This is a genomic window from Streptomyces violaceus (assembly GCF_036014075.1).
Taxonomy (GTDB): domain Bacteria; phylum Actinomycetota; class Actinomycetes; order Streptomycetales; family Streptomycetaceae; genus Streptomyces; species Streptomyces violaceus.
Map to the genome: position 1 here is coordinate 6,616,397 of NZ_CP107911.1, position 18,183 is coordinate 6,634,579.

The following is an 18,183-nucleotide window of genomic DNA, read 5'->3' on the forward strand; positions in this document are numbered from 1 at the left end:
GAACCCGGAGCGAATGATGAACCCCGGATGAAGAACTCTTCATCCGGAGCCCGGAAGGCTGGACAGGCCCTAGTTGTCCAGCCCGATCGAGAACGCCGCCTCCAGGTCGTGCTGCGAGTAGGTACGGAACGCCACGTGCGTGTCCGTGCCCTCCACGCCGGGGATCTTGCTGATCCGGCCGGGGATGACCTCGGCGAGGTCCTCGTGCTGCTTCACCCGGACCATCGCGATGAGGTCGTAGGTGCCCGTGACGGAGAAGACCTCGCTGACGCTGTCCAGCGCCGCGATCGACTCCGCGATCTCGGGGATCCGGTCCACGCTGGTCTTGATGAGGACGATCGCGGTGATCACGGCTGGTTCTCTCCCTCGGGGGCCGGAGCAGGGGCGGTCTTCACTCTAGTGGGGCCGGTGGGACGGCCGTAGCGGACCGAGGCGTAGCAGAAGCCCAGACCGAAGCCGACCAGGTGGGCGAGGTAGGCCACCCCGGGCCCGTCCGGGGCCCGCCCCGCCGCCAGCCACTGCAGCGCCGCCCAGAACGGCAGCACGACCCAGGCCGGGAAGCGCACCGGCAGGAAGAAGAGGAACGGCAGGAGACTGGTCACCCGGGCACGGGGGAACAGGTACAGGAACGCGCCGAGGACCGCCGAGATCGCCCCGGAGGCACCGACCAGGGGCTGCTCGGAGTCCGCGTTGGCGACGGCGTACCCGAGCAGGGCCAGGTAGCCGCAGCCGATGTAGAAGAGGGTGAACTGCACCCGCCCCATCCGTTCCTCGGTCATCGCCCCGAAGACGTAGAGGAAGAGCATGTTGCCGAGCAGGTGCACCCAGGTGCCGTGGACGAAGAGCGCCGTCGCCGGGGTGAGGGCCGACCCGGGGGATGCCTCGAACAGTTCTGCGGGGATCACGCCCCAATGCCGGAAGTAGGCCCGCTGAGCGGCGAGCAGATCGTCACCCGAGCCGTACGCCGGGCCGATGCCCGAGGCGGGCCCGGCCAGGAAGACCGTGCAGCACAGGGCGATCAGTGAGTACGTCACCGGCGCCGACGCCCCCCTGATCGATCCGCTCACCCGGCCGATCGACGCGCTCCACTTGCTGATCATGGATACAGAGCATGACGTAACCGGACGCAACCGCCCAGACCGCCTCGCCGCCATGGACACGCAGGCGACGATGACCCAGCAGGCCGTAGGGTTACGAGCCACACGCACCGGGGAAGCCCGTGGCGTCACGGACACTAGAAGGAAAGAGAACAGGCCACGATGACGGTTCCCCTGCCGACCGCCGAGACGCGGTGGCGCTGCACCCTCTGCGGCAACCTCACGCGCTTCGACGTGACCCGCTCGTCGAAGGTCGTCGAGTACGTCCACCTCGACCTGGCCGGAGAGGCGAAGGTCGAGGAGCGCGAGGTGCTCAGTGAGACCATCGAGTCGGTGCGCTGCCGCTGGTGCAACGCGGTGGACCAGGTGGAACTCGTGGACAGGCCGGGCGCCGGCTCCTGAGGGGAGCAGGGCCCCCGCACAGGCATTGGGGTGTGACGGATGGTGGAGACCGCAGGCGGGGGGCCGGGCGACGGCGCCGCCGAGGTGCTCGACCGTCCGCTGCCCGACGGCGTGCGCCGCAAGGTCGTGCAGATCGTCTCCGACGGCTTCGGATCGCTGACGGTCGGCGAGCTGCCCGCACAGCTCAGGCAGTACGCCCGGTTCGCCCCGAACCGCAGAGCCAAGTTCGCCGGCAACGCCATGGCCTCCGCGCTGGAGACCGACCCGCTGTTCCGGCAGCGCATCGGTGAGAAGCTCAGAGAGGCCCAGCCGGAACTCGCCGGCGCCCTCGACTCAGGCTCTCCGCCCCCGGCCGCGGACCCGCTCGACGTGGCGGCCGCGGCCTACGTTCTGCGGCCGACGGACTGGGTGAAGCTGGTGACCGCCGCCGGCGAGGAGGCCCAGCGGGCCGACGCCGAGCGCGCCGACGAGGAGAGCCGGGCCGAGCTGGAGCGGCTGCGCGCCGAGCTGGCCCGGGCCCGTGACCACACCAGGGCCGAGACCGAGCGGCTGCGCACGGAGCTGGAATCGGCCAAGAGGGAATCCGAGTCGCTGCACCGCAAGCTCCGCGCCGCCCTCAGTGACGTCAAGCGCGGCGAGGCCGCCCTGCGCAAGGCGCACGGCGAGATCGAGGCCGTCCGCGCCGAGGGGCACGCCCAGGTGTCCGCCGCCGAGAGCGAGGCCCGGCGGCTCAAGGCCCGGCTGGGGGAGACCGAGGCGGCCCTGGAGGCCACGCGCCGGGCGGCCCGCGAAGGCCGCAGCGTCGAGGACATGCGGGTCCGGCTGCTGCTGGACACCCTGCTGGACGCCACTCAGGGGCTCCGGCGCGAACTGGCCCTGCCGCCGGTGTCGGTACGGCCCGCCGAGACCGTGGACGCCGTCGAGCCCGGCCGGATGTCCCCGAAGGACATCGCCGCCCGCGCGCTCTCCGAGAACGACCCGCAGGTCCTCGACCAACTGCTGGCGCTGCCGCAGGCCCATCTGGTCGTCGACGGCTACAACGTCACCAAGACCGGCTATCCGCAGATGCCGCTGGAGAAGCAGCGCCTCAGGCTGCTGGGGCAGCTCTCGCAACTGGCGGCGCAGAGCGGCGCCGAGGTGACGTGCGTCTTCGACGGGGCCGAACTGGCCGCGCCGGTCCTGCTGGCGCCGCCGCGCGGGGTACGGGTGCTGTTCTCGAAGCCGGGCGTCACCGCCGACGAGCTCATCCGTCAACTCGTGCGCGCCGAACCACCCGGAAGGCCGGTCATCGTGGCCTCCACCGACCGGGAGGTCGCCGACGGGGTGGCCCGGGCCGGCGCCCGCCCGGTGGCCTCGGCGATGCTCCTGAAGCGTCTTTCGCGGGGCTAGGCATCCGTACGGGCGATGCGTAACGTCCGGGCGTGATGCCCGAATTGATGAGACCTGTGGGCCACGTTAAGTCAAGTGAGTCTCACCGCCTGTGAGTCCAGGGGAAAAGTTGGCTCACTGTGATGCAATTTTTCATCTGAGGATTTGAACTGATCACAGGAAGGTCACTAGGGTCAGGCTCCGAAACCTCCGCTCGGGTGATCACTCATCGGGAGAGACGGCGGAGGGGGCAGAAGGAGCTTTCACCCGTGGCGTCCCACCGTCGTCCGAAGCAGCCGAGCCGCGCACGTGTGACCGTGCTGACCACCGCCGCCGCCGCTGCCGTCGCCTTCAGCTCGCAGGCCGCCAACGCGGCCCCCAGCGAGAAGCCGAGCAAGGACGAGGTCAAGGCGAAGGTCGACAAGCTCTACGAAGAGGCGGAGCAGGCCACCGAGAAGTACAACGGGGCCAAGGAGAAGCAGGAGAAGCTCCAGAAGGAGATCTCCACCATCCAGGACAACGTCGCCCGCGGCCAGGAGGAGCTCAACGAGCTCCGCGACAGCCTGGGCCTCGCGGCCGCGTCGCAGTACCGCACCGGCTCCATCGACCCCTCGGTCCAGCTCTTCCTCTCCTCGAACCCGGACGACTACCTCGACAAGGCATCCACGCTCGACCAGTTGAGCAGCCAGCAGGTCGAGGCGCTGAAGAAGGTCCAGGAGAAGCAGCGCGAACTCGCCCAGGAGCGCGCCGAGGCCTCCGAGAAGCTCAAGGACCTCGCCTCCACCCGCACCGAACTCGGCAAGAAGAAGAAGGAAGTCCAGGGCAAGCTCGGCTCCGCTCAGAAGCTGCTCAACAGCCTCACCGCCGCCGAGAAGCAGGCGCTCGCCGCCGAGGAGGACCGCGCCAGCCGCGACAGCGCGCGCGACGCCCTCACCGGTAACGTCCCGCCGGGTTCCGGCCGGGCCGCCGCGGCCTTCGCCTTCGCCCAGAGCCAGCTCGGCAAGCCCTACGTCTACGGCGCCACCGGCATGAGCTCCTACGACTGCTCCGGCCTCACCTCCCGGGCGTACGCCGCGGCCGGCGTGCAGATCCCGCGCACCTCCGAGGCCCAGACCGGGGCCGGCACCAAGATCTCCTCGGTCAGCCAGCTCAAGGTCGGCGACCTGGTCTTCTTCTTCAACGACCTGCACCACGTCGGCCTCTACGCCGGCAACGGGCAGATCATCCACGCCCCGCGCACCGGCACGGTCGTCCGCTACGAGTCGATGGACACCATCGGCGGTCCGTTCATGTTCGGCGTCCGCGTCTGACGTCTTCAAGATCAGGACTCCGTGTCCGCCGTTCGGGGGAATCACGTAAGCCTCGAGTAAGCCCACGCCCCGCCGGTGACCTGCGTCAGCGGCGGGGCGTCGTGCCGCATACCCACGGATGGTCGTTGGCTGCCCCCGGTCGCGGGGCTACTGTCTGCCGCGTTTCCAAGTCCGCCAGCGGAAGGAGAGCGGCTTCCCGTGGGGTCCCATCGCCGACTTGCACCGTCCGGGTTCGACCGGGGCGCCGGTGCCGCGGTCGGTTTCCTGTCCGTCGCGGCCACCGCCCTGTGCGCGGTACCGGCCGCGTCCGCACCGTATGACGACACCCGGGCCGAGGTGGACCGGCTCTACGAGCAGGCCGAGAAGGCCACCGAGGCCTACAACAAGGCCGACGAGCGTGCCGACGAGCTGCGCGAGGAGGCCGGTACCGCCCGGGACCGGATCGCCCGGCAGCAGCAGCGCATCAACTCCATGCGGGAGTCGCTCGGTTCGCTCGCCGGAGCCCAGTACCGCTCGGGCGGCCTCGACCCGTCCCTCGCCCTGCTGCTCTCCGACGACCCGGAGGACTACCTCGACAGGGCCGCCCGGCTGGACCGCGTCACCGCCCGCCAGGCCGGTGAGCTGAAGAACCTCCAGGACGCCATGCGCGAACTCGCCCAGGACCGCGAGGAGGCCGCCGGGAAGCTCCGCGAACTGGAGAAGAGCCGCAAGACGGTCGCCGTCCACAAGAAGTCCGTCGAGCGGAAGCTCGCCACGGCCCGGCGGCTGCTCAACTCCCTGCCGGAGGCCGAGCGCGCCGCCTACGACCGGGCCTCCCGCTCCGGCCGCGGCGACCTGCCCCACCTCGGGAACGCCACCGCCGCCTCGGGGCGCGGGGCCGCCGCTGTCGCCGCCGCCCGCAGCGTGGTCGGCAGGCCCTACGTCTGGGGCGCCAACGGTCCTTCCGGCTTCGACTGTTCGGGCCTGACGCAGTGGTCGTACGCGCAGGCCGGGGTGTCCCTGCCGCGCACCTCGCAGGCCCAGCGGTACGCCGGCAGGCAGGTCCCGCTGTCCGAGGCGCGCCCCGGTGACCTGGTCGTCTACCGGGACGACGCCAGTCATGTCGGGATGTACATGGGCAACGGCCAGGTCATCCACGCGCCCTACCCCGGCGCACCCGTGCGCTACGACCCGGTCGGGATGATGCCCGTCTCCTCGGTCACCAGGGTCTGACCGGCGCGGCCCGGCGCCCGTACGATCGGGAACGTGGCTGGTCGAAGGTCGGGGTCCGCGGTGGTGGCGCTCGTCGTGCTGCTCGCCGCCCTGGTCGGGTGCGGCGGGCGGTCCGCCGCTGACAGCGCCACGGCCGATGTCCAGCGGCTCCTGGACCGGCGGGCCGCCGCGGTCCTCGACCGCGACGAGCGGGCCTACGAACGGACGGGCACGGGGGCTGATTTCGCCCGTCTGCGCGCGGTGCCCCTGGCCGCCTGGTCGTACCGGGTGACCGAGCTGCGCCGCACCGGCGACACCGCCACCGCCGACGCCGAACTGCGCTACCGCGTCGCCGGGTACGACCGGGCGCCGGTGACCGCGGGCCGCACCCTGCGGCTGAGCCGGGACGCGGACGGGCGGTGGTCGGTCGACGCCGACCGGCCCGCCAGGAAGTCCGCGCAGCAACTGTGGGACCAGGGGGCGGTGCAGGCCGTCCGGGGCGCCCGCAGCCTCGTCCTCGGCGTCGGGCAGTCCGGCCGGTCGCTGCGCGACTTCGCGGACCTGGCCGACCGTGCGGTGCCCGCCGTGTCGCAGGAGTGGGGCACGGACTGGTCCCGGCACGTGGTCGTGCTCGTGCCGAAGTCCCTGGAGGGGATGGCGGGGCTGCTCGGCTCGCCCGCCTCCTCCTACCGCGGGATCGCGGCGGTCACCACCGGCGAGACGGGTGCGCCGGCCCGGGCACCGGCGGACCGGATCATCGTCAACCCGGACGCCTTCGCGCTCCTCGGCGGCCTCGGCGAGCAGGTCGTCGTCACCCACGAGACCACCCATGTCGCGACCCGCGCCCACACCTCGGCCGCCACGCCCCTCTGGCTGTCCGAGGGGTATGCCGACTGGGTCGGCTACCGCGCCACCGGCGGCGTTCCCTCCGAGGCCGCGCCGGAGCTGTCCCGGGCGGTGAGCCAGGGGGAGGTGCCGGCCGCGCTGCCGGAGGACAAGGACTTCGGCTTCACCGGCGACGCGAGCCGCCTGGCCCGGGCCTACGAGAGCGGCTGGACGGCGTGCCGGCTGATCGCCGACCGCTGGGGCGAGTCCCGGCTGGGCGAGTTCTACCGGGCCGTCGGGGAGCACCGGAAGCGGGAAGGGGCGGTGGCGGACGCGATGCGGGAGGTGCTGGAGACGACGCCGGAGGCCTTCACGGAGGAATGGCGGGAGTATCTGCGGGCTCAGCTCGGCTGATCGAGCAGCGCGACGGTCTCCCGCAGCCAGGCCCGTTCCGCCTCGCCCGTCGCTCGCGCGACCCGGAGCATGCCCTGGCGGAACAGGTCGTCCGCCTCCTCGGCGCGGACCGGCTTGCCGGACGCGTAGAAGAAGCTCGTCGGGGTCTGAAGGAAGTCCAGCCGGCGGCGCAGCACCGCGGCCTGCTCGTGCCGGTCGGGCAGGTGGCGCAGGAACGCCAGGACCGTGTTGAAACGGACGTGGTCGGTGATCTCGGTCTGCTTCGGCCGGCGCAGCCGCTCCAGCAGTTCCTCGCGGCCCCGGTCGGTGAGGGCGAGGATCCGGCGCGGGGCCGCGCTCGCGCCCGGCTCGGTGTGCTGGTCGAGCAGGCCCGCCCCGACCAGGCGCGTGATCGCCGGGTAGAGCGCGCCGTCGCTCACCGGCCGTACATGGCCGGTCAGCGCCTTGATGCGTTCCTTTAGCTCATAGCCGTGCAGGGGTTGCTCGGCCAGGAAGCCCAGGATCGACAGCTCCAGCATGGTCCTCCTTCGGTCCTCCTTGCGGGTGACGTGTGACGCATGCTACCTCTTAACGCGGTACCTCGATCCGAGGTAGCACGGTCCGACATTGCTCGTTAAGCGATAGCTCGTATCGAGGGTCATGGGGACTCAGGGCAGGGGGACAGTCACGGTGAACGCGCATCGCAAGCACCTCCTCCTGCTCGCCGGCCCCGTCTACCTCTCGCTCCTCGCCTCTGTCACCGCGGGGATCATCAACACCGTCTGGGTCGCGCGGCTGGGCGGCCCGGCCGTGGCCGCCGTGGCCGTGGCGACCAACACGGAGAACGTGCTGCTCGGCATCGCCCTCGTCTTCGGCTCAGGTACGACCGTGCTGGTCGCACACGCCCGGGGCGCCCGCGACCCCCTGGCCGTACGGGCGGCCGTGCGCGGCGGATGGGCGCTGTGGGCGCTGGTGACGCCACTGGTCGTGGCGGGGGGTCTGCTGGGACGCGAACCGCTGGCCCGGCTGGTGCTGGGCGGGGCCGACAGTGCCGCCCTCCCGCTCGCCGTCGCCTACTTCACACTCTCCCTGCCGGGCATGGCCGTCTTCTTCGCCCAGCAACTCGTCGACGGCCTCCTCAAAGGCACCGGTGACACGAGAACCCCGCTGCGGCTCGCCCTGCTGTCCAACGGCCTGCTCCTGGCCCTCGACCCGCTCTTCATCCACCTCTACGGCGTCCAGGGCGCCGCCGCCGCCACGGTGCTGTCCCGGTCCGTGGCGCTCGGGGCGGGACTCGTCGCGGTGCGGCGCAACGCGCTGCTGCGGACGGCACGCGAGGCGGAGGCGGTCGAGTCCGTGGCCGTCTCCCTGCGCCGGACGCTGACGACCGGTCTGCCCATGTCCGCCGACTTCACCGTGCGGCAGACGGGCGCCCTGGTCCTGGTCGCGATCGTGGCGCGGCTCGGGGTGACGGCGGTGGCCGCGTACGCGATCGCCTACAAGCTCATGTACGTGGCCACCATGGCTTTCTACGCCGTCCGCCAGGCCGTCGCCATCCACACCGCGCACACCCGAGGCGCGGGGGAGGACGAGCGGCGGGCGATCGCGCGACAAGCCGTGCTCGTCTCCGTCGCCCTCGGCCTCACCGCGGCCGTACTGCTGGCCGCCGGTGCCCCGTGGCTCATGGCCGCCTTCGGCGCCGGGCCCGGGGTCGCGGGCCAGGGTGTGCTGTTTCTGCGCTGCGTCGGGCCCTACCTGCTGCTGATGGCCTGTCTCATCGCGCTCGGCGGGGTCTTCGAGGGCAGCGGGGGCGCCTCGGTGCTGCTGCGGGTGACCGTGCTCGGGACCGCGGTCCAGCTGTCGCTCGCCTACAGCCTGACGGGGCTCGGGCTGCCGGGGGTGTGTCTCGCGCTGGCGCTCGCGACGGCGGTGCAGTGCGTGCTGGCGGGCCTGCTGTTCCGGCGGGCCCCGGCTCAGGAGGAGACGGGGGTCTCCCCGGCACGGGCGGCCGGCTGAGGCGGCAGGGGAGCGGGGACCGTGCGCGGCACCGTCGCCTTCCACAGGGCGCGGGCCGCGAGGAGGGTGGCGGCCACCAAGAGGCCGTTGCGCAGGAACAGCAGGGTGAGGCCGAGGCCGTCGCTGGCCACCACGTTGGCGAAGTAGAGCGGGAACTCCAGTACCGTCACGAAGCACGCGACGAGGACGAGGCCGACCGGCAGCCGCATCCGGCTCCCGGGGAAGCAGAGGCACACCGCGGCCAGCCCGACCAGCCACACCATGTACTGCGGGCTGATCACCCGGCTGGTGGTCGTGAACATCAGCACCGCCACGAAGGCCGCGTCGGCGAGCGTGTGCTCCTCGAAGCGCCGGGCCAGCAGCCGCCACAGCACCAGCCAGCCGAGGGCCGCACCCGTCAGGAACAGCGCGCCCGTGCTCACCTCGCTCACGTACGGCCCGAGGAACTCGATCGAGCCGTAGTTCAGCCGCACCTCGCCCTGCCAGCCGAAGTGCCGGGCGACATGGAAGACGAGCGCGCCGAGCGACTCCACCTCGGTGCCGCGGTCGCGCTGGAAGGTGAGGAAGGCGAACCCGCCGGGCATGGCCAGGGCGAAGGCGCCCGTCACCGCGATGCCGGTCACCAGGGCCGACATCCAGGCGCTCCGCCGGCGGGCGGCCAGCAGGAGCATCGCCGGCCAGACCTTCAGCAGCGCGGCGAAGGCCGCCAGCGCCCCCATCGTCTTCGGGTGCCGGGCCCCGGCGAGCAGCGCGGCCACCGCCACGGCCGTGACCATCACGTCGTAGCGCGCGTACACCGTCGGACCCAGCAGCGGCACGCCCGCCACCCAGACCCAGGCGCCGCGCAGGGTCCGGCCGGGACGCCGTCCGGCGTACGCCAGCAGGGCCAGGACGGCCAGGTCGGTGACGCAGGCCAGGACGAAGAACGCGGTCGCGTAGTGCAGGAAGGGCAGCAGCGCGGGGGAGAGGACCGCCAGGGCGGCGGCGGGCGGGTACTGCCAGGTGACGTCGTTCTGAGGGAACGTTCCGGCGCGCAGGACGTCGTACCAGCCCTGGTAGATGACGTGCACGTCGCTCGTCACGTCCGGGCCCGGGAAGACGTACACCTTCATCACGAACAGCAGCAGCGCCAGCCTCGTGAGACACCAGATCACCGGCAGCCACGCCAGGGACCGCCTCGCGCCCGTCCTCTTCACCTGATCCCTGCCCGTCCGCGTGCTCCGTCGATGGGGTCATGATGTCCCGGACAGCTGTGAGCGTGCCATAAGAGCTGCCCCGCACGGCTGCGAGGGTCGGGTTCGGTAGGGTCGGCGGCGTGCGCAAGACCCTGATCGTGACCAACGACTTCCCGCCCCGGCCCGGTGGCATCCAGGCGTTTCTGCACAACATGGCGCTGCGGCTGGACCCCCAGCAGCTGGTCGTCTACGCGTCGACGTGGAAGCGGGGCCGGGAGGGCGTCGAGGCGACCGCCGCGTTCGACGCCGAGCAGCCCTTCATGGTCGTACGGGACCGTACGACCATGCTGCTGCCGACGCCAGCCGTCACCCGGCGTGCCGTCGGGCTGCTGCGGGAGCACGGCTGTACCTCGGTGTGGTTCGGGGCGGCGGCGCCGCTCGGCCTGATGGCACCGGCGTTGCGCGGCGCGGGCGCCGAGCGGCTGGTGGCCACCACGCACGGGCACGAGGCCGGCTGGGCCCAGCTGCCCGCGGCCCGGCAGCTGCTGCGCCGGATCGGGGACTCCACGGACACGATCACCTACCTCGGCGAGTACACGCGCTCGCGGATCGCAGGCGCGCTGAGCCCGCAGGCGGCCGCGCGGATGGCGCAGTTGCCGCCCGGGGTCGACGAGAAGACCTTCCACCCGGACTCGGGTGGCGACGAGATCCGGGCGCGGCTCGGGCTGACGGACCGGCCGGTGATCGTGTGCGTGTCCCGGCTGGTGCGGCGCAAGGGGCAGGACACGCTGATCCGGGCCATGCCCCGGATTCTGGCCGCCGAGCCGGACGCCGTACTGCTGATCGTCGGGGGCGGCCCGTACGAGGGTGACCTGCGCAAGCTGGCCCAGGAGACCGGAGTCGCCGCCTCCGTACGCTTCACCGGTGCCGTGCCCTGGTCCGAGCTGCCCGCCCACTACGGCGCCGGGGACGTCTTCGCGATGCCGTGCCGCACCCGCCGGGGAGGCCTGGACGTCGAAGGGCTCGGCATCGTCTACCTGGAGGCCTCCGCGACCGGCCTGCCCGTCGTCGCCGGCGATTCCGGCGGCGCGCCGGACGCGGTCCTCGACGGCGAGACCGGCTGGGTCGTCCGGGGCGGCTCTCCGGCGGACGCGGCCGACCGCATCATCACCCTCCTGGGAGACATCGAGCTGCGCCGCCGGATGGGGGAGCGCGGCAGAGCCTGGGTCGAGGAGAAGTGGCGCTGGGACCTGCTGGCGGAGCAGCTGAAGAACTTGCTGTAGTGCGGTTGGCTTTCTTGGGGGGCGCGGGGCTGTATCCATGTGCGGCTCCGCCGCGTGGGCGCGATCAGCCACATCGAACCCGCACCCGCCCACGACGAATACCGGGCACCCCACTAGGCGGAACCCAATAATCCGCCCATGCTGCGCACATGACAGCAAACCTGATACAGCGTCAACTGACAAGACGTCAGATCCTCGGAATGGCGGCCCTGCAAACCGCGGCCGCCCTCGGCTTCACCCGCATCGGCCTCCGATCGGCCCACGCCGCCCAGCCCGACGCGGTCGACAACGCCCCGGCGATCGTGGTCGGTTCCGGCTACGGCGGCGCCGTGGCCGCCCTCCGCCTCGGCCAGGCCGGCATCCGCACCCTCGTCCTGGAAATGGGCCGGCTCTGGAACACCCCCGGCCCCGACGGCAAGATCTTCTGCTCCACCCGCACCCCGGACCAGCGCTCCATGTGGTTCCGCACCCGCACCGAGGCACCCCTGGGCACCTTCCTCTGGCTCGACGTCGTCAACAGGGACATCGGCCGCTACCCGGGCGCCCTGGACCGGGTGCACTTCGCGCAGATGTCCGTCTACGTCGGCCGGGGCGTCGGCGGCGGCTCCCTGGTCAACGGGAGCATGGCGGTCACCCCGCCCCGCGCGTACTTCGCCGAGCAGTTCCCCACCGTCGACGCCGACGAGATGTACGGCACGTACTTCCCGCGCGCCCGCGCCGCCCTCGGCGTCAACTCCGTCGACCCCGCCTGGTTCGAGTCGACGGAGTGGTACCGCTTCGCCCGCGTCTCCCGCAAGCACGCCGAGAAGGCCGGCCTGCGGACCACCTTCGTGCCCAGTGTCTACGACTTCGGCCACATGCGGCGCGAGGCGGCCGGCACGGCCCCGAAGTCGGCGCTCGGCGGTGAGGTCATCTACGGCAACAACCACGGCAAGCGCAGCCTCGACAAGACCTACCTCGCCGGCGCCCTCGGGACCGGCAACATCACCATTCAGACCCTGGAGAAGGTGCGCGCGATCAGCCGGGCCCCGGACGGGACCTACGTCCTGACCGCCGACCGCATCGACGAGATGGGCCGGATCGTGGAGACCAAGGAGTACGGCTGCACGTACCTCTTCCTCGGCGGCGGCAGCCTCGGCACCACCGAACTGCTCCTGCGCGCCCGGGAGACGGGCGCCCTGCCCGACCTGGACGCCAGCGTCGGCACCGGCTGGGGCACCAACGGCAACGTGATGCTCGGCCGGGCCAACCACCTGTGGGACACGGTCGGCGCGAACCAGTCGACCATGCCGGTCATGGGCATCGACGACTGGGCGAACGCCTCGAACCCGGTGTTCGCCGAGATCGCCCCGCTGCCGACCGGCCTCGAGCACTGGGTGAGCCTCTACCTGGCGATCACAGGCAACCCGGAGCGGGCGTCCTTCTCCTACGACACCGGCTCGGGCGAACTGCGGCTCGGCTGGACGAGCGCTCACAGCGCGGCCTCCGTGGCCATGGCCAGGAAGCTGTTCGACCGGATCAACGAGGCCAACGCGACGATCTACCGGTACGACCTGTTCGGGTCCCCCAGCAAGGTCTTCGCCGACGACTTCACGTATCACCCGCTGGGCGGCTGCGTGCTCGGGAAGGCGACGGACGACTACGGGCGGGTGAAGGGCTGCTCCAGGCTGTACGTCACCGACGGCTCGCTGGTGCCAGGGTCGCTCGGGGTCAACCCCTTCGTGACCATCACCGCGCTCGCCGAACGCACGATGGCGCGGGTCCTCGCCGAGGACACCGCGCCATGACGCCGTTCGCGCACTACTTGGCGTAGATCGCCTCGACCTCGTGCGCGTAGTCCTTGGCCACCACGTTCCGCTTCAGCTTCAGTGAGGGGGTCAGGTGGCCCGTCTCCTCCGTGAACTGGGAGGACAGAATGCGGAACTTCCGCACCGATTCCGCCTTCGACACCGCGGCGTTGCCGTCGTCGATCGCCGCCTGGATCGCGGCCAGCAGGTCCGGGTCCTCGCACAGCGACGCCGCGGTGGAACCCGCGGGCTTGCCGTGGTCCGCGCACCAACGGCCCAGGAACTCCTCGTCGATGGTGACCAGCGCGCCCACGAACGGCCGCCCGTCGCCCACCACCATGCACTCCGCCACCAGCGCGTGCGCCCGGATGCGGTCCTCGATCACGGCCGGGGCGACGTTCTTGCCGCCCGCGGTGACGATGATCTCCTTCTTGCGGCCGGTGATCCTGAGGTAGCCGTCCTCGTCGAGGGTGCCGATGTCACCGGTGTGGAACCAGCCGTCGGCCAGCGCCTCCCCGGTCGCGCCGGGGTTGTTCCAGTACTCCTTGAACAGGTGCTCGCCGTGCAGCAGCACCTCGCCGTCGTCGGCGATCCGGACCACCGAGCCGGGCAGCGGCTGGCCGACCGTGCCGATCTTCTGCCGGTCCCAGGGGTTGAACGCGGTGGCCGCGCAGGACTCGGTCAGGCCGTAGCCCTCCAGGACCGTGAAGCCGATGCCGCGGAAGAAGTGGCCCAGGCGCTCGCCCAGCGGGGCGCCGCCGGAGATGGCGTACTCGCCCCGGCCGCCGAGGACCGCGCGGAGCTTGCTGTAGACGAGTTTGTCGAACGTCTTGTGCTTGATCTTCAGGCCGAAGGACGGGCCCGAGGGAGTGTCCAGCGCCTTGCTGTAGGCGATCGCGGTGTCGGCGGCCTTGTCGAAGATCTTGCCCTTGCCGTCGGCCTGCGCCTTGGCGCGCGCCGAGTTGTAGACCTTCTCGAAGACGCGCGGCACCCCGAGGATCAGCGTCGGGCGGAACGAGGCCAGCTCGTCGGTGAGGTTCTTGATGTCCGGGACGCAGCCGAGCTTGATCGGCGCCATCATCGGCGCGATCTGCACCAGCCGCCCGAAGACGTGCGCGAGCGGCAGGAAGAGGAGCACCGAGCAGTCACCCGTGCGGAACAGCGGACGCAGCCGCTCCACGATGTTGCCGCACTCGGCGAAGAAGCTGCGGTGGGTGAGCACACAGCCCTTGGGGCGGCCGGTGGTGCCCGAGGTGTAGACGATGGTCGCCGGGTCGTCGGCCTTGGCGATCGAGCCGCGCTCCTCGACCGTCCGGTCGGTGACGTCCTGCCCGAGCCGGCCCAGTTCGTCGAGACCGCCGCCCTCGATCTGCCACACGTGCTTCAGCGCCGACAGCCGGTCGCGCACCGACTCGACGGCGGCCGTGTGGGCGTCCGTCTCCACGATGCACGCGGTGGCGCCCGAGTCACCGAGGATCCACTGCACCTGCTCCGGCGAACTGGTCTCGTACACCGGCACGGTCACCGCGCCCGCACTCCAGATCGCGAAGTCCAGCAGCGTCCACTCGTAGCGCGTGCGGGACATCAGGCCGACCCGGTCGCCCGGCTGGACACCGGAGGCGATCAGCCCCTTCGCTGCCGTGTGCACTTCGGCGAGGAAGGCGGTGGCCGTGACGTCCTGCCAGGTACCGCCGATCTTGCGGGCGATGACGGCGACGTCCGGGTGCTGCGCGGCGTTTCTGCGGACGATGTCGGTGAGATTTCCGTCCGCAGGGACCTCGTACAAAGCCGGAAGGCTGAACTCGCGCAAGACTGCTGCTCCTCATAGGGCGCCGGCGCCACGACGTTGTGTGCTGCGACGGTGCGGTCCAAGGCTCGGGCGGGTACTCAGGCATTCACTTGTTGAAATGCAGAGCACGACTGGACGGCCCGGACGTTACCCGCCGGTATGGCCTGTGCGACAGGGGGTCCTGTCGAGATGTTCGCTGCGTCACACAGTTGGGTATTCCTTCGCGCACAGTAGTCCAAGCACTAACTGACTGGCCAGTAACCGCAGGTAGGGCCGCCACTGTTCACAAGGACAGCGCTCGGCCTACTCTTGATCGCCATGGCATCCACACCAGCCGGAGACCACAGGACACGCGTGCACGTGGTGAGCGACGTGCACGGCAACGCCCGTGACCTGGCCAGGGCCGGCGAGGGCGCCGACGCCCTGATCTGCCTGGGCGATCTCGTCCTCTTCCTCGACTACGCCGATCACTCCCGCGGCATCTTCCCCGACCTGTTCGGCGTCGAGAACGCCGACCGCCTCGTGGCGCTGCGCACCGCCCGCCGCTTCGAGGAGGCGCGGGAGCTCGGGGCCCGGCTGTGGGCCGGGGTCGGCGAGGACCGGGCCTCGGTCATCGAGCAGGCGGTGCGCAAGCAGTACGCCGAGATGTTCGCCGCGTTCCCCACCCCTACGTACGCGACCTACGGCAACGTCGACATGCCGCCGCTGTGGCAGGAGTACGCCGGGCCCGGCACCACCGTCCTCGACGGCGAGCGCGTCGAGATCGGCGGCCGGGTCTTCGGCTTCGTGGGCGGCGGCCTGCGCACACCGATGCGGACGCCGTACGAGATCAGCGACGAGGAGTACGCGGCCAAGATCGAGGCCGTGGGCGAGGTCGACGTGCTGTGCACGCACATCCCGCCCGAGGTTCCAGAGCTGGTCTACGACACCGTCGCCCGCCGCTTCGAGCGGGGCAGCCGCGCCCTGCTGGACGCCATCCACCGCACCCGGCCCCGGTACGCCCTGTTCGGGCACGTGCACCAGCCGCTCACGCCGCGGATGCGGATCGGGGCCACCGAGTGCGTGAATGTGGGGCACTTCGCGGGGACCGGGACGCCCTGGGCGCTGGAATGGTGAGGCCGTCCCAGGTCGGGTGAGATCGGCGGGTCCTGTGCGCGGTAGCCTTCACGCTGCACACACGTGCGCACGACGACGTCTTACCGGCCCGTATCTGGAGGAGCCACGGCGATGGCGGAACACACCAGCTCGAGCATCACCATCGAGGCAGCCCCGGCCGACGTCATGGCGGTCATCTCCGACTTCGCCCGCTACCCGGACTGGACCGGCGAGGTGAAGGAGGCGGAGGTCCTCAAGACCGACGAGCAGGGCCGCGCCGAGCAGGTCCGCCTCGTCATGGACGCGGGTGCGATCAAGGACGACCAGGTGCTCGGATACACCTGGACCGGCGAGAACGAGGTGTCCTGGACGCTGGTGAAGTCCCAGATGCTGCGGTCTCTGGACGGCTCGTACCTCCTCAAGCCGGCCGGGGCGGGGGGTACGGAGGTCACGTACGTGCTGACCGTGGACGTCAAGATCCCGATGCTGGGGATGATCAAGCGCAAGGCCGAGAAGGTCATCATCGACCGGGCGCTGGCCGGGCTGAAGAAGCGGGTCGAGTCTGCGTGATCGCGCCGCCGGGGTGCCGGTAAGCGGCCGCGTGCGGGTGCGTTGTGGCTGGTCGCGCCCACGCGGCGGAGCCGCATGTTCAACGCAGCCCCGCGCCCCTGAGGGCGACTCGGTTACCGTTCATTCCCATGCGCACCATCCTGATCACCGGCCCCGGCGGTAGCGGTCGTACCACCCTCTCGGCCGCGACCGCCCTGGCCGCGGCGGCGAAGGGCACCAACACCCTCGTCCTCAGCGCCGACCGCACCGACACCCTCGGTGCCGCGCTGGGGATCGGCACGGGCCCCACCCCCGTCGAAGCCGCACCGAGCCTCACCGCCTGGCGGCCCGACCCCGCGCAGGATTTCCGCAGGGACCTCACCGCCCTTCAGGACCGTGCCTCCTCCGCCCTGGACCTTCTCGGCGCCTCCCGGCTGGACCCCGAGGAACTCACCCCGCTGCCCGGCGCGGAGGAACTCGCCCTGCTGCGCGCCCTGCGCGACGCGGCCCTGTCGGAGTCGTACGACCTCCTCGTCGTCGACCTGCCGCCGGCGCCGCAGGCCCTCGCCCTCCTCGCCCTGCCCGAGGAACTGCGCCGCTACCTGCGCCGTCTGCTGCCGCCCGAACGGCAGGCCGCCCGCGCCCTGCGCCCCGTCCTGGGACGGCTCGCCGGCGTCCCCATGCCCGCCGAGTGGCTGTACGAGACGGCAGGCCGCTGGGATCTGGAGCTGGCGGCCGTGGAGGCGGTCGTCGCCGACCGCGACACCGTCGTACGGCTGGTCGCCGAGCCCGGCCCGGCCGGTGCCGACGCCGTCCGTACCGCCGCCCTCGGCCTCGCCCTTCGCGGCCTGCGCACCGACGTCGTGGTCGCCAACCGCGTCCTGCCCGAGGTGTCCCCGGACACCTGGCTCGCCGGGCCGGTCGCCCAGCAGCGCAAGACACTGGAGGAGTGGCGGGAGGCGTACGACGTACGCGCCGTCGCCCATCTCGGACGCGACCCGCGCGGCGCCGACGACCTCACCGCCCTCGCGGTGCCCGGCGCCGGGGACGCCGGCTCCCCGGCCGAATGGCCCGTGACCGACCGGCTCGGCGAGGACGGTGTGCTCGTCTGGCAGATCCCGCTGCCCGGCGCCATACGCGAGGAACTGGATCTCGTCCGGCGCGGCGACGAACTGGTCGTCACCGTGGGACGGTTCCGCCGTATCGTCCCGCTGCCCTCCGCGCTGCGCCGCTGCACCGTCGACGGGGCGGCCCTGCGCGAGGGCGAGCTGCGCATCCGCTTCGCACCCGACCCGAAACTGTGGCCGCAGGCACGATGAGCGCGGTACGCCCGTTCGGGTAACGTCGTAGAGACGAACCGTAGTCAGGAGTCCGTCATGAGCGAAGAGCTCCCCCCGTCCGACGCCGCCCGCGAAGAGGCCGTGGACGAGGTACGGGCGACCGACGCCGACGCCTGGGCGACCGCGTGCGCCGAGGACCTCGAGGCGGAGAAGGCCCGCCGCCGTGCCGAGTACGGCCCGCCGTCGGGCTCCGCGGCCGAGGAACTGAAGAAGCTCGTCGACGCCGTCGCGGACAAGCTGTCCGGCATCGAGTCACCGCTGTTCGGCGCGGTCGCGGGGCCCGCCGCCCAACAGGTCGTCCGGCAGGTCGTCCAGCAGGCCAAGGACGCCGTGGAACCCGTCATCGAGCGCAACCCGGACGTCTTCGACCACCTGGCGGCGGCCGGGAACGAGCTGCTCGCCGCCTACCGCTCCGCCGTGCAGGCCCAGGAGCGGCGCTGGACTGGCCGCGAGGACGACGCCGATCCCCGTGACCTGGACGAACGCCGTGACCGGGGCGACGACGACGGCCCCGGAGAGCGCATCGACCTGGACTGAGCCCCCGGCCGAGCCCCCGACCTCGT

Annotated in this window: 17 protein-coding genes; 12 read left to right on the forward strand and 5 right to left on the reverse strand. The window is 71.7% G+C overall.

Annotation, left to right across the window (positions count from 1 at the left end; all coding sequences use genetic code 11):
- Window positions 1–69: 69 nt before the first annotated feature.
- Window positions 70–351 (reverse strand): Lrp/AsnC family transcriptional regulator, encoded by a 282-nt coding sequence (locus tag OG542_RS29730; RefSeq protein WP_097216160.1) that lies wholly within the window; start codon window positions 349–351, stop codon window positions 70–72.
- A complete protein-coding gene (locus OG542_RS29735; protein ID WP_328414787.1) occupies window positions 348–1,100 on the reverse strand; it encodes a rhomboid family intramembrane serine protease in 753 nt (250 codons plus the stop codon). The genes OG542_RS29730 and OG542_RS29735 overlap by 4 nt, the downstream gene beginning before the upstream one ends.
- A 159-nt stretch (window positions 1,101–1,259) precedes the next feature.
- Between OG542_RS29735 and OG542_RS29740 the strand changes: the two genes are divergently transcribed.
- From OG542_RS29740 to OG542_RS29760, 5 genes are all read left to right on the forward strand, one after another.
- Complete coding sequence (locus tag OG542_RS29740) at window positions 1,260–1,499, forward strand: hypothetical protein (protein WP_184596435.1); 240 nt, start codon at window positions 1,260–1,262, stop codon at window positions 1,497–1,499.
- A 39-nt stretch (window positions 1,500–1,538) separates the two neighbouring features.
- Window positions 1,539–2,888, forward strand: coding sequence for an NYN domain-containing protein (locus OG542_RS29745; protein WP_328414789.1), 1,350 nt, complete (start codon window positions 1,539–1,541; stop codon window positions 2,886–2,888).
- A 248-nt stretch (window positions 2,889–3,136) separates the two neighbouring features.
- Window positions 3,137–4,177 carry a C40 family peptidase gene (locus OG542_RS29750; RefSeq protein ID WP_328414791.1) on the forward strand — a complete coding sequence of 347 codons (1,041 nt, stop codon included), beginning with the start codon at window positions 3,137–3,139 and terminating at the stop codon, window positions 4,175–4,177.
- A 198-nt stretch (window positions 4,178–4,375) separates the two neighbouring features.
- Window positions 4,376–5,389 (forward strand): C40 family peptidase, encoded by a 1,014-nt coding sequence (locus tag OG542_RS29755; protein WP_311125241.1) that lies wholly within the window; start codon window positions 4,376–4,378, stop codon window positions 5,387–5,389.
- A gap of 33 nt (window positions 5,390–5,422) precedes the next feature.
- The gene (locus OG542_RS29760; RefSeq protein ID WP_328414792.1) at window positions 5,423–6,607 is read left to right on the forward strand and encodes a hypothetical protein; all 1,185 of its coding nucleotides are present in this window, start codon (window positions 5,423–5,425) and stop codon (window positions 6,605–6,607) included.
- Here the strand turns inward: OG542_RS29760 and OG542_RS29765 are convergent.
- On the reverse strand, window positions 6,595–7,125 hold the full coding sequence (locus OG542_RS29765) for a PadR family transcriptional regulator (protein WP_311125239.1): 531 nt from the start codon (window positions 7,123–7,125) through the stop codon (window positions 6,595–6,597). The two genes, OG542_RS29760 and OG542_RS29765, sit on opposite strands and share 13 nt — an antisense overlap.
- Before the next feature lie 151 nt (window positions 7,126–7,276).
- Between OG542_RS29765 and OG542_RS29770 the strand changes: the two genes are divergently transcribed.
- The gene (locus OG542_RS29770) at window positions 7,277–8,602 is read left to right on the forward strand and encodes an MATE family efflux transporter (RefSeq protein WP_328414793.1); all 1,326 of its coding nucleotides are present in this window, start codon (window positions 7,277–7,279) and stop codon (window positions 8,600–8,602) included.
- Here the strand turns inward: OG542_RS29770 and OG542_RS29775 are convergent.
- Window positions 8,560–9,798 (reverse strand): glycosyltransferase 87 family protein, encoded by a 1,239-nt coding sequence (locus tag OG542_RS29775; RefSeq protein ID WP_328414794.1) that lies wholly within the window; start codon window positions 9,796–9,798, stop codon window positions 8,560–8,562. The two genes, OG542_RS29770 and OG542_RS29775, sit on opposite strands and share 43 nt — an antisense overlap.
- A 119-nt stretch (window positions 9,799–9,917) precedes the next feature.
- Here OG542_RS29775 and OG542_RS29780 point away from each other — a divergent pair, with 119 nt between their 5' ends.
- Both OG542_RS29780 and OG542_RS29785 read left to right on the forward strand, forming a co-directional pair.
- Window positions 9,918–11,060: a glycosyltransferase family 4 protein gene (locus tag OG542_RS29780; RefSeq protein ID WP_328414796.1), complete on the forward strand. Its 1,143-nt coding sequence runs from the start codon at window positions 9,918–9,920 to the stop codon at window positions 11,058–11,060.
- Window positions 11,061–11,209: 149 nt separating this feature from the next.
- On the forward strand, window positions 11,210–12,847 hold the full coding sequence (locus OG542_RS29785; protein WP_456243535.1) for a GMC oxidoreductase: 1,638 nt from the start codon (window positions 11,210–11,212) through the stop codon (window positions 12,845–12,847).
- A gap of 13 nt (window positions 12,848–12,860) precedes the next feature.
- Here the strand turns inward: OG542_RS29785 and OG542_RS29790 are convergent, their stop codons facing one another.
- The gene (locus OG542_RS29790) at window positions 12,861–14,657 is read right to left on the reverse strand and encodes an AMP-dependent synthetase/ligase (protein WP_328414800.1); all 1,797 of its coding nucleotides are present in this window, start codon (window positions 14,655–14,657) and stop codon (window positions 12,861–12,863) included.
- Window positions 14,658–14,996: 339 nt separating this feature from the next.
- On the opposite strand from OG542_RS29790, the gene OG542_RS29795 reads away from it, so the two are divergent.
- From OG542_RS29795 to OG542_RS29810, 4 genes are all read left to right on the forward strand, one after another.
- On the forward strand, window positions 14,997–15,752 hold the full coding sequence (locus OG542_RS29795; RefSeq protein ID WP_311130270.1) for a metallophosphoesterase family protein: 756 nt from the start codon (window positions 14,997–14,999) through the stop codon (window positions 15,750–15,752).
- A 111-nt stretch (window positions 15,753–15,863) separates the two neighbouring features.
- On the forward strand, window positions 15,864–16,301 hold the full coding sequence (locus OG542_RS29800; RefSeq protein ID WP_261680591.1) for an SRPBCC family protein: 438 nt from the start codon (window positions 15,864–15,866) through the stop codon (window positions 16,299–16,301).
- A 128-nt stretch (window positions 16,302–16,429) separates the two neighbouring features.
- Window positions 16,430–17,599, forward strand: coding sequence for an ArsA family ATPase (locus OG542_RS29805; protein WP_311125233.1), 1,170 nt, complete (start codon window positions 16,430–16,432; stop codon window positions 17,597–17,599).
- 57 nt (window positions 17,600–17,656) lie between these two features.
- Window positions 17,657–18,157 carry a DUF5304 domain-containing protein gene (locus OG542_RS29810; RefSeq protein ID WP_193480500.1) on the forward strand — a complete coding sequence of 167 codons (501 nt, stop codon included), beginning with the start codon at window positions 17,657–17,659 and terminating at the stop codon, window positions 18,155–18,157.
- Window positions 18,158–18,183: the final 26 nt, after the last annotated feature.